Origin of the sequence: Rhizobium aethiopicum (assembly GCF_014197535.1) — a bacterium.
Lineage (GTDB): Bacteria > Pseudomonadota > Alphaproteobacteria > Rhizobiales > Rhizobiaceae > Rhizobium > Rhizobium aethiopicum_A.
The window spans coordinates 116,624-128,554 of sequence record NZ_JACIFV010000015.1; the positions used below are offsets into that span (position 1 = coordinate 116,624).

An 11,931-nucleotide genomic window follows, 5' to 3' on the forward strand; every position below is an offset into this window, starting at 1 on the left:
GCCTGCAACACGAAGGCCACTTTCTTGCGCATATTCACGGCAGCACTGGCGACCGAGACCAACACCTTCTCCCCGATCTGCGTGGATCGCCGCGCCTTCGAAGCCTCGCTTTATGCCCCGCCCGGCCAGCATCCCGAAACGCCGACGCTCTGCACCGCGCCGATCACCGTCGGCAGATGCGTCGCCAAAGAAAAGGGCTGGGAACTGATCGAGGGAACCGCCACCTGGGCCGACCCCGCCGGTCTCGTCAACCGGACCACCTATGAGGAACTGCGCGATGAAATCCTCGGCCAGCTGACCGCCGCAATGCCGGTCGATGCCGTCGTCATGGGCCTGCACGGCGCCATGGTGGCGGCCGGATATGAGGATACCGAAGGCGATCTTCTCCAGCGCATGCGCGCGATCGTCGGGCCCAATGTGCTGATCTGCGCCGAGCTCGATCCGCACAGCCATTTGACCGCAAAACGCGTCGCGGCGCTCGATTTCGCCGTCTATTTCAAGGAATTTCCGCACACGGATTTCGTCGACCGCGCCGAGGACCTCTGGCGCATCGCGGTGGACACGCTCGAAGGCCGGATCAAGCCCGTCATGTCGGTGTTCGACTGCCGGATGATCGACGTCTTCCCGACATCGCGCGAGCCGATGCGCTCCTTCGTCGACAAGATCATGCAGATCGAGCGGGATGATCCCGAGATCCTGTCGATCTCGGTGATCCACGGTTTCATGGTCGGCGATGTTCCAGAGATGGGAACGAAGCTGCTTGTCGTGACCGACAACAAACCGGAAAAAGGCGCGGCGCTGGCGCGCGAACTCGGCCTCGAGCTTTTTTCCAAGCGCGGCACCTTCATGGTTCCGCAGATCGACGAGAGGCAGGCCGTCGCGCGCGCGATGGCCGCGACCGCATGGCCCGTCGTCATCGCCGACGTCTGGGACAATCCGGGCGGCGGCACCGCGGGAGATGCGACTGTCGTTCTCGCAGAGCTCATGGCCCGCGGCGTCACGAGCGCGGCGATCGGCACCATCTGGGATCCGATGGCCGTCCAGATTTGTTTTGCGGCAGGCGAGGGGGCGGAAATTCCGCTGCGCTTCGGCGCCAAGTCAGCGCCCGGCACCGGCAATCCCGTCGACGGCACCGTCAAGGTCGTCAAGCTGGTCAGGAATGCCGAAATGCAGTTCGGCGAGAGCCTGGCGCCCTTCGGCGATGCCGCCCATATCGTGCTCAACGGTATCGACATCATTCTCAATTCGACGCGCGCCCAGAGCTTCGATCCGAGCCTGTTTTCGGTCATGGGTATTGACCCGACAAAACAGAAGATCCTGGTGATCAAATCCACCAACCACTTCTTCGCGTCCTTCTCGAAGATTGCGGCGGAAATCCTTTACTGCTCCGCCGGAACGCCTTATCCCAATAATCCAGCGACGACGCCGTACCGGCGGGCGCCAAAAACCATCTGGCCGATCGTGGCCGATCCCCATGGGACAGAACGCGGAGCCGCCTAAATGCCTGATGCCAGCTTCGCCGTCGTTGCCAAGGCAGGTGACAGGATCGCCGATCTCTCGACGCCGCGCCCTGTCATCGACGAAGACCGGCTGGCTGCAAACATCGCCCGCGTTCAATCCTATATGGATCAGCACGGGCTGAACTTCCGCCCGCATATCAAGACGCACAAGATCCCGGCGCTCGCCGTCGCGCAGGTCGCCGCCGGCGCCAAGGGCATCAACTGCCAGAAGGTCACCGAGGCTGAAGTCTTCGCCGAAGCCGGCTTCGGCGACATCCTGATCACCTTCAACATCCTCGGACAGCAGAAACTTGAGCGCCTGGCCAGGCTGAACGACAAAATTCCGGCCTTGAAGGTCGTCGCCGACAGCGAAGTGACGGTCGACGGGCTCGCCGCACATTTTTCCGGCCATAAGCCGCTGACCGTGCTGGTGGAATGCGACACCGGCGCCGGCCGCTGCGGCGTGCAGACGCCGGAGGAGGCGGCCTCACTCGCCAAACGCATCGCCGCAGCCGACGGCCTCACCTTCGGCGGCATCGTCACCTATCCGAAGCCGCAATCGGCCGCCGCCGTGGAAGCCTTCATCGCTGAAACGGTGAGCCGCCTGCAATCGGAAGGCATAAGCTGCGCCATCGTCAGCAATGGCGGAACGCCAAGCCTGTTCGAGGCGCATCTCGTCACCTCGGCAACGGAACACCGCGCCGGCACCTATATCTATAACGACCGCCAGATGGTGCGCATGGGCCATTGCACCGAGGACGATTGCGCCATGCATGTGCTGGCGACCGTCGTCTCCCGCCCGAACGCCGACCGCGCCGTCATCGATGCCGGCTCAAAGGCGCTGACCTCGGATCTTCAGGGTTTCAGCGATTACGGCCTGATCGTCGGTTATCCCCAGGCGCGCATCACCAGCCTGTCCGAAGAACACGGCGTGATCGATCTGTCGAACTGCACCGGTCCCCGGCCGCAGATCGGCGAAAAGCTCTTCATCATCCCGAACCACACCTGCGTGGTGTCCAATCTGTTCGACACGATGGTGTTTCACCGGGGCGGCGTCGTCACCCGCGTCGAAGAGGTCGCGGCCCGCGGCCTCGTCTGGTAGGGGCCGGTTTCGGGCGAGGCGAGATGGCTCTGATCGCCGAAGGCGCGGCTACCGGTGGATTGCTTGTGATCTCGGTAACAGCAAGCATGTTGTCGCTAATATCGCAAGACGTATGCGCGGCGAACGATTTCTTTGTGCCATTTGTGTACAGGCCGCTTCCAAGCGGATCTCCGCGATAGCCCCGTCACAAAACGCAGGCAGTCAACCTCACCTACCGCTCAACTTGTGATTGTTCTGCTTATTGTTATACGGCGAAACTCTGATTGAGGCCGGTGGTGGCAAATGTCCCGTCTGCTTCCTACAAGCCCTAACTAAAACTGATGTTCAACTTGTCTTTGTACACGCCGATCCGCTTTCGCGCGCGATCGACCACGTCATCAAAGAACAAAATCTCCGAATACGTCTCGCCGAGTTGTTGCCGCGACGCCGGGTCACGCAACTCCCCCGATTGGAACCAGCCTTGGCCGACCGGAAATTGGGTCCAGCCCGGCCCCATCCGCAGCGGGTTCAACCTGTCGCCGATCAAGTAGCAATAGAAACGCTTTAGCTTCCCGCCAGATTTCGCAGCGAGCAGATGTGCGTATTCAGTCAGATCACCGATGTGGTCATCCATCGAGACGCCCGGCGCCTTAAATTCAACGATGATTGCCGACCCTTCTTGACTGAACAGTGCTATGTCAGGGCGCTTCTTGCTGTTGTCGTCGGTGCGCTTGGCAAGAATCTCTTGGAAGCTCTCATCGATATCCTCATCGAAGACTTTCTCGCCTCCATTCCAGGTGATATTGGCCAACGGCATATCCGATGAGATGTAATCGTAGTAGTGATACTCCTCGCTCAATAACCAGATATCGTGATCAGACACACCGGCGCTGTCCTTTTGCATCGGGAAAAAGATGCTGTGGATGATGCGTTCATCCTTGCGCCGTTCACCTTTCTCCACCGCCTGAACCAACAGTTCCTTTTTGCAGGCGAGGCTCAGAATCTCCACGATTGCTGTTCGGCGAACAATCAGCTGCGATAGGTTCGCCATATCGAAATTCTTAAGCGACGCCGTATACTTCCAAGATAGCTCGTGAACCTTGATTCTGAACTCCTCCGAGTCCGGCTCGGCCTTCAATATTTCTTCCTTGAGTGAGAAAATCTCCGCCGTTTCGTCGATTACACGCTCTTGATACTTTTTTAGGACGCGTTCAACAACCGCCTTAGCTGGCTCCCCATACCGAATCCGAGTCGTAGTGTCGGCGAGCATCGCCTCGTTCAAGCCGAACTGCTCGCTGATTTCATTAAGTACCTCCTCCTTGTTCCAGTCCGCTGGCACGACCATCTCTTCGATTATCGGGTCGATCGCTGCATGGATGTCAGCGTATGAAATTCGATCGGATGAAAACATGTCCGAGGGAAGCTCGGCCGGGACGTTCTCGAAGTCGTCTCGCTGCTCATTGACTCGATTGTCCAGAAACGCGCTCTCCACGAGCACGATATGGTGGAAACCACTGACTGGATTATTCTGCTCGGCTCGGGTGCGAAGATAATGCGCCGTGATGTCTCGGACCGGCGATGACTTTGCGCACAGTGCGATCGCGTTCTTGGGAAGGTCATACTGGCTCGGATCGAGCCGGTAGTGCGAAAGGTTGAACGTTTGGAACGTGTTGAGGCCGTTGCCGGTTTGAGGGTCCCGCTCCTCGACCTCCACAGATCGCTGCGCCGTCACCTCGGGCAGATTGATTCGGCGCAGGTACTCGGTCTCCGCCTCCTCCTGATCCCAGCGCTGTGACGTGAAGGTGATCTCGAAGTCGCCAAGGCGGGTTTGAAGTCCCACCAAGCGCTGAAGAAATGCGACCAGCATTTCCCTTTTCAGGGCATGTGCGGAATATAGCGCGCTTGGCGCTTCCCCGTGCAATACCCGGGTCCGCGCGAAGTCCTTAAATTCGCTCAGCCGAATCTCTGTACCGATATCGGTTTCATTGCCGACGCTGTCTGCGAAATCACTGAAGTCGATCTGCTTCTGTGGTTCGGCATACTGCATTTGCCGACGCACAATGGCGTCCTCGCCTCGGAAATTACTGTCAATCGATAGCTGGGCGAAATGGTGGAAGAACTGGATTCGGCCCGCGCCCTTGCACTGGGCGATGCCGGGAATGTCCAAATCGTCCTTGTAGGAGGTATCCTTGGTCAGGAACGCCCGAAGCTGAGGATCGCCGAGGCCACAACCATTGTCTGTGCATGAGATGGCAAGCCCCTCAAGGTCTCCGAGGAGATCCCCGCGCAGGAACTCAACTTTAATGACCACCTTCAACTGCGCCACAGACGGCTCGGCGTTCTTGCGTATCAGGAAGGAATCTATCGCGTTGGAAAGAAGCTCTTCAAAAACGACATACGGGTTCGAGCTGAGCTTCGTGTTCTTGATGCTGCCCCTGATATCAAGCGTCATTGCCGTTCGATCAATGCCCCAAAAGAATGTTGCGCATATCATTGGCCAGTACCGACTACGCGCGTCAAGGTACCGCGGCTTAATTTATCTATGCTACCCTTGTTCCTCGTCCCGCTCCCTATCTCAGCGTCGCACGATGACGGATGACGGGCGGACTTTAGAGTATCTCGGACAACGCAAATGTCCGAAAGGGGGCGAAGCAGTCTTTAAGCGATCAAACCTTAGATGGCCGACACCGAGTCGGTCGCCTCAAGCCGCCGTCGGGTTGATCACGTTCATATCGATTTCGGTCAGTTCCACGCGCCGCTCGAAGGCAATGCCGGCCTCGTCGAAGAGATGGCAATCGGCGGCATTGATGCCGGTTGACACAGGTGCGTCGGGGCGAATGCCGACACTGCCAGGCAGCATGGCGCAGAAATTCTCTCCCTCGCCATTGAGCGAGGCGTAAGCGACGGTATTGGCGCCAAGCCGCTCGATGACCGTCGGCGTCACGGTGAAGACGATGTCGCCGCCGTTGAGCTGGATATGCTCCGGGCGGATGCCGAGCGTCAGGGTCTTGCCGGCCATGCCGTCGCGCGGCGTCACCGGCAAAACGGCCGTCTGCCCCTTGTAATCCACTTCGACGCCAGCGGCGCTGACGCCTTTGCAGATTACCGGCAGGAAGTTCATCTTCGGATTGCCGATGAAGCCGGCGACGAATTGGTTGGCGGGCTTGTGATAAAGTTCCAGCGGCGCGCCCGTCTGCGAGATATTGCCGGCGTCGAGCACGACGATGCGGTCGGCCATCGTCATGGCCTCGACCTGGTCGTGCGTTACATAGATCATGGTCGCCTTCAACGCCCTGTGCAGCTTGGCAAGCTCGATGCGCATATCGGCGCGCAGCGCGGCATCGAGGTTGGATAGAGGCTCGTCGAACAGAAAAATCTTCGGTTCGCGCACGATGGCGCGTCCGATCGCTACACGCTGGCGCTGGCCGCCGGACAGCATGCCGGGTTTCTGCTGCAGCCGCTGGTCGAGATGCAGGATGCGGGCGGCATTTTCGACCTTGGCCTTGAGCTTTTGCTCTTCCATTTTCTCGACGCGAAGGGGGAAGGCGATGTTCTCGAAGACCGACATATGCGGATAGAGCGCGTAGGACTGGAACACCATGGCGATGCCGCGCTTGACCGGCGGCAGGTCGTTCACCCTGACGCCATCGATGACGATGTCGCCCGCCGTCGTCGCATCGAGGCCGGCGATCATCCGCAGGAGCGTGGACTTGCCGCAGCCGGACGGACCGACGAAGACGACGAACTCGCCATTCCGAACCTCGAGCTGCACGCCCTTCAGAACCTCGTAGTCGCCATAGAACTTCTGGACTTTGTTGAGAAGAAGCTGACCCAAAAATCTGTCTCCGCCGGCGGCCTTCGTCGCATGTTCATCATAAGGGGAGGGATCGCGGATTGTCTCCTCCGCGATCCCAAGGCGTTGAAGCAAGCTTACTTGAAGGCTTCGATTTCGCCAGCCGCCTTCTTGAGCGCGGCCTCGGGTTCGGCCTTGCCCGTAACGACGGACTGGATCATTTCGATCATCGAGTTCTGGAAGCCCTTATAGTCGGTGAAGAGCGGTTCCGGACCACCATAGTCGATGCCTTCGATGAGCGGCTTCCAGTAGGGGTCCTTGGCGACGAACTCGTCGACCTTCTTCGAGGGCCGCAGCGGGGTGAGGCCGGCGCCGCCCTGCAGTTCGTATTCCGACTGAACATCCGGCGAGGTGATGAACTTGGCGAATTCGGTCGCCTTGTCTTCGACGCCGGATCCCTTGAAGATCGCCAGGCTGTCGGTGATCAGCAGCGTGCCGGGGCCCTTGGCGTCGGGACCGAGCGGCAGCGTCGTGATGCCCCAGTTGATCTTCGTCTCCTTCAGGCGGGAGGCGGCGCCCGATCCTGCCTGGATCATCGCGACCTTGCCGTCAAGGAAGATGGCGCGGACTTCGTTCTGCTCATAGGCCGTCGGGCCTTCCTCGGAGTAGGGAACGATATCCTTGTAGGCCTTCAGCGCAGCGAGAATCTGCGGGCTATCGAGCGTGATCTTGCCATCGGCGTCGGTCACCGCACCGTTGTTGGTGTAAACCCAATGCATGAACTGGTGCATGGTGTTGTCGAAGGTCTTGGCGGAAAGACCGAAGCCCGGAATGCCGGTCTTTTCCTTGATGGTCTTGGCCATCTCGATTTCTTCAGCCCAGGTCTTCGGCGGCTTCTCGGGATCGAGACCGGCCTGCTTGAAAAGATCCTTGTTCCAGTAGAGCGCCTTGGTGGAGAAGGCGATCGGAACGCCCCACTGGTTACCCTCGAAGGTTACCGTGTCGACGATATGGGGGTAATAGGCCTTCTTCTCCTCGTCGGTCATCGGCACCGGAACGATGAGGTCGTTCTGGGCGAATTCCTTCAGCGTACGCGAGCCGACATAGGCCATGGCAACAGGCGTGCCGGCGGCGGCAAGCGTCGTTGCCTTGTCCTGGCACTGTGCCCAACCGACGACCTCAGGCGTGACCTTCCAGCCCGCGTTCTTTTCTTCCCACTGCTTGATGTATTTGGTGTGGACCGGATCGATCGTGTCGCCGCAATAGATCCAGCTGATTTCCTTGTCGGCCGCATGGGCAGTGACCGCGGTCAATGCCGTCGAACCGAGCAGGGCGAGCGCCATAAGGCCTGTCTTGATTGCTATGCTCACGTTGTGACTCCCAATGTGGTTGTTAGCTGTTCACTGATTATTGCTCTTATTGTTTCACCGCACCGGCGGTCAGACCGCCGACGAGATAACGCTGAAGGAAGAAGATGACGACCATCGCCGGCGCGATGCCGACGAAGGAAGCCGCCATCAGTTCGTTCCAGATGACCTCCTGCTTGCCGAAGTAAGCAAAGAGCCCCACCGGCAAGGGCATGTATTCGCTCTTCGAGTTGAACGTCAGCGCGAAGATGAATTGCTGGGCGTAAGCGCCGATGAAGGTGGTTATGGCGACGACGATAATGCCCGGCATCGCAATGGGCAGGATGACGCGGCGAAGCGTGTAGAAATGGCTGGCGCCATCCATGAAGGCGGCTTCGTTGAGCTCCTGGGGAATGCGGATCATATAGGTGCGCAGCAGCCAGATCGCCGACGGGATCAGGAAGGCAACACCCGGCACGATCATGGCGAGATAGGTGTTGAGCACGCCCATGCTGCGCATCAGCCGGAAGAGCGGGATCAACAGCACGGCGCCGGAGAACATGTTCACCGTCAGGAAGGCGCCGAGCAGGATGCCCATGCCCTTGAATTCGAACTTCGCGAAGGCATAAGACGCCGGAATGACGAGGCAGAGCACGATCAGCGTGACGATGATCGAGATGAAGAAGGAGTTGAAGATATAGCGCCCGAAGCCCGGCACGCTGATCCACATCGTCCGGTAGGCTTCGAACGAGCCGTTCTCCGGCCAGAAACGATAGGGCGAGGAGAAAAGCTGGGCGAGCGGCTTCAGCGATACCAGGAAGCCCTCGACGAAGGGCGCCAGCACGAAGAACAGGAACACCGCGATGCCGCAATAGATCAGGATGATTTCCCACCAGCGGTAACGGTCGATCATGGCAGCACTGCTCATGCGCGCTTCTCCGGGTTGAGGCGGCGGGTGACGCGGAAATAGGCGAAGCAGAAGAGCGACAGGAAGATGCAGATCAAGACGGCGCGCGCTGCACCTTCACCGTATTTCTTCGAGCCGATCGCCGTCTGGTAGGTGTCGATGATCATCGTCGTCGTCTCGCCGCTCGGGCCGCCCTGGGTCAGGATCCAGATGATGTCGAACGAGTTGAAGGTGGCGATCAGCGACAGCATCGACATGGTGATGATGGCGGGCACCATCAGCGGCAGGGTAATGCGGCGGAAGCGGTACCAGCGGCCGGCGCCGTCAGTCCAGGCGGCTTCGTAGAGATCCTTCGGGATCGACTGGATTGCCGCCAGGAAGTAGATCGTCACCAGCGGCACGCCGATCCACACGTCGGTGACGATCGTCGCCCAGAAGGCGGTGCTGCCATAGGCGAGGAAGGCGACCGGGCCGTCGACGAGGCCGAAGCGCTGCAACAGGCCCGAGATCATCCCGAACTGGCCGTTATACATCCAGCCCCACATGAAGATGCCGATCGCCATCGGCACGATCCATGGCGGCATGGTCAAAAGCCGGAACAGCGAGCGGCCGGGCACGGCGGCATTCAGCATGCAAGCGCCGAAGGTGCCGATCACCATTTTCAAAGCGACGGAGAAGAAGGTCCAGACGAAGGTGCGGAGGATGACCTCGGCAAAAGTGGCGTTGAAGATCTTCTCGTAATTGATCCAGCCGACCCAATTGGTGGTCTTCTTCAGCGACGCATCGGTGAAGGAGAGAATGAAGGTGTCGACGAGCGGATAAGCGACGATGGCGAGAACATAGAGAACGGCCGGAAGGAGGAGGATCCAGGCGAAGATGAAGGCGCTTCTTTGAACACTCATCTTGCCGCCTTCCTCAAGCCGCTCTGGCGTGGAGGGCCTCGTCGAAGCGGTCCCAGACAGGACGCAGGTCGACGACCGATTTCTTCATCCTCGCTTCGTCCATTGCGAGAGCCAGAATGCCGGCTTCGAGCGCATTCAGCGTGGAGACGGGAAGCTCGAGCCCGGTGCGCACGCTTTCGAGCAGGTCGCTCGCCATCTGTTCGTCGGCGCCGTAATGCTGAGAGAGTTCGGTGGCGGCATAGGTGTTCTCGACCACCTTGTTGCCGGTCAGCTGTTCATGGACGTTCAGATAACCGCGAACGAAATCGCCCTCGGCCATGCCGCGCGAGCCCATGATGGCGAAACGGCGGAACTGGTCGGGTACGTTGAGATTGGTATGGAAGTTCATGCCGACGCCATTGGCATATTCGACGATCGCCACCTGATAGTCGATGATATCGGCGTCGCTGTCGAAGACCTTGTCGGAGCCCATCCAGCCACTCGGCTTGCGGTGGAAAAGCTCGAGGTCGTTGATGCCCTCGCGCGCTGGGTCGTTGGCCGGAGTGAAGCTCTTGCGGCCGCCGAAACTGGCGACCCGTTCCGGCCGCGCGCCGACGACGCCATTATAAAGGTCGAGGTCGTGGCAGCATTTCTCCAGCATGAAGCTGCCGGAATAACGCTCGTAGCGGCGCCAGTCGCGCATGAAGAAGGCGCCGTGATAGGGCTCGATATGTTCGGACGCCTCGATCGAGACGATCTGGCCAAGCTTGCCCTCGGCCTGGATGGCGCGGAGATCCTTGTAAAGAGGAGAATATCGCAGCACCAGACCGACCATCAGCCGCTCGTGGCCGAACTTCGCCATCAGATGGGCAAGCTCGATGCTTTCCGCGATCGTCGTGACGATCGGCTTTTCGCAGAAGACCTTGAGACCGGCTTGCAGCCCGAGCTTGATATGGTCGAGATGCATGTGATTGGGGGAGCCGATCATCAGCAGATCAAGCTTTTCGGAGGCGAGGAGCTCCTCCGGCGAGCCGTAGACCTTGCCGGCGGAAATGCCCTTTTCCGTCAAACCCGGCAGTCCCGCAGGGTCGGGATCGACGTAACCGACGATGTCGAAGCTGCTATCGATCGCTTTGAAGACGTAGCCGAGGTAGCCGAGCCGGAATCCGAGCCCGATGATGCCCACTTTCATGCCGATCAAGTTCCCGATTAAGTAATTTATTTTCTTTAAGTTGGGACAAAAATCGGGAGGCGTCAATAGAAAACGGGCCACGAGACGTGAGCATGAAATTAATTTTCATAATTCGGGAGGCGGCTTTCGATAAGCGCCGTCAGTGGCGAGAATGCCCAGGCAGCGGAATGGAGCAGGCGCGTGTTTGAAGCCCGGCGCGCAGAAAACAGGCTTGATGGCAACTAGCGGCAACTTCGCCGGCAAGCTCACGCAAAACTCGCGAAATGTTGAAAAGTCGAGCGCGCTTGCGTGTGTAGGATGGGCGAGAACCCGAGGCCAGGAGGAGCCATCATGACCCGCATGACAGCCAAGGATTTCCCACAGGAACTGCTCGAACTCTACGATTATTACGCGCATGGAAAGATTACCAAGCGCGAGTTTCTCGACCGCGCCGGCAAATTCGCTGTCGGCGGCGTGACCGCAGCCGCCATTCTGGCGTCGCTGAGCCCGAATTATGCGCTGGCGACCCAGGTCGAGGCCACCGATCCGGATATCTCCGCCGAATACATCACCTATCCCTCGCCGAAAGGAAATGGAGATGTCCGCGGCTATCTCGCGCGTCCCGCAAAGGCCGCCGGCAAGGTCGCGGGCGTGGTCGTCGTTCACGAGAACAGGGGCCTGAACCCCTATATCGAGGATGTGGCGCGGCGCGTGGCAAAGGCCGGCTTCATCGCATTAGCGCCGGATGGGCTGACGTCGGTCGGCGGCTATCCCGGCAATGACGAGAAGGGGCGGGAGCTCCAGCAGAAGGTCGATCCGGAAAAGCTGATGAATGACTTTTTCGCGGCGGTCGAATTCCTGATGAAGGGTGATCTGACCACCGGTAAGGTCGGTATAACAGGCTTCTGCTACGGCGGCGGTGTCGCCAACGCCGCGGCTGTCGCTTATCCGGAACTGGCCGCGGCCGTGCCTTTCTACGGCCGGCAGCCGCGCGCCGAGGACGTGCCGAAGATCAAGGCGCCGTTGCTTCTCCACTATGCCGGGCTGGACAAGGGGATCAACGAAGGCTGGCCGGCCTATGAAGCCGCGTTGAAAGCGGCCGGCAAGACATACGAGGCCTATATCTACCCCGACGTCAATCACGGCTTCCATAATGACACCACGCCGCGTTACGACGAGGCGGCAGCCAAGCTCGCCTGGCAGCGAACGATCGACTGGTTCAGCAAATATCTCGCTTGAAAGGCCGTGGCGGC

General features: G+C 59.5%; 9 protein-coding genes. 3 read left to right on the forward strand and 6 right to left on the reverse strand.

Going from position 1 to position 11,931, the window contains the following annotated elements; all coding sequences use genetic code 11:
* The first annotated feature begins 24 nt into the window (after positions 1 to 24).
* Both GGD53_RS19925 and GGD53_RS19930 read left to right on the forward strand, forming a co-directional pair.
* Positions 25 to 1,500 carry a M81 family metallopeptidase gene (locus tag GGD53_RS19925; RefSeq protein ID WP_184458603.1) on the forward strand — a complete coding sequence of 492 codons (1,476 nt, stop codon included), beginning with the start codon at positions 25 to 27 and terminating at the stop codon, positions 1,498 to 1,500.
* Positions 1,501 to 2,601: a D-TA family PLP-dependent enzyme gene (locus tag GGD53_RS19930; protein ID WP_184458604.1), complete on the forward strand. Its 1,101-nt coding sequence runs from the start codon at positions 1,501 to 1,503 to the stop codon at positions 2,599 to 2,601.
* A 307-nt stretch (positions 2,602 to 2,908) separates the two neighbouring features.
* Here GGD53_RS19930 and GGD53_RS19935 read toward each other — a convergent pair whose 3' ends face one another.
* The 6 genes from GGD53_RS19935 to GGD53_RS19960 form a co-directional block, all read right to left on the reverse strand.
* A complete protein-coding gene (locus GGD53_RS19935; RefSeq protein ID WP_184458605.1) occupies positions 2,909 to 5,032 on the reverse strand; it encodes a hypothetical protein in 2,124 nt (707 codons plus the stop codon).
* Positions 5,033 to 5,281: 249 nt separating this feature from the next.
* Entirely contained in the window at positions 5,282 to 6,415 is a 1,134-nt protein-coding gene (locus GGD53_RS19940; RefSeq protein ID WP_184458606.1) for an ABC transporter ATP-binding protein, read from the reverse strand.
* A 95-nt stretch (positions 6,416 to 6,510) separates the two neighbouring features.
* Complete coding sequence (locus GGD53_RS19945; protein WP_184458623.1) at positions 6,511 to 7,716, reverse strand: ABC transporter substrate-binding protein; 1,206 nt, start codon at positions 7,714 to 7,716, stop codon at positions 6,511 to 6,513.
* A 73-nt stretch (positions 7,717 to 7,789) separates the two neighbouring features.
* Positions 7,790 to 8,647, reverse strand: coding sequence for a carbohydrate ABC transporter permease (locus tag GGD53_RS19950; RefSeq protein ID WP_064837045.1), 858 nt, complete (start codon positions 8,645 to 8,647; stop codon positions 7,790 to 7,792).
* On the reverse strand, positions 8,644 to 9,528 hold the full coding sequence (locus GGD53_RS19955; protein ID WP_011428222.1) for a carbohydrate ABC transporter permease: 885 nt from the start codon (positions 9,526 to 9,528) through the stop codon (positions 8,644 to 8,646). The genes GGD53_RS19950 and GGD53_RS19955 overlap by 4 nt, the downstream gene beginning before the upstream one ends.
* Before the next feature lie 13 nt (positions 9,529 to 9,541).
* Positions 9,542 to 10,699, reverse strand: coding sequence for a Gfo/Idh/MocA family protein (locus GGD53_RS19960; protein WP_184458607.1), 1,158 nt, complete (start codon positions 10,697 to 10,699; stop codon positions 9,542 to 9,544).
* A 330-nt stretch (positions 10,700 to 11,029) separates the two neighbouring features.
* Between GGD53_RS19960 and yghX the strand changes: the two genes are divergently transcribed.
* Positions 11,030 to 11,917, forward strand: coding sequence for a YghX family hydrolase (yghX, locus tag GGD53_RS19965; RefSeq protein ID WP_184458608.1), 888 nt, complete (start codon positions 11,030 to 11,032; stop codon positions 11,915 to 11,917).
* Positions 11,918 to 11,931: the final 14 nt, after the last annotated feature.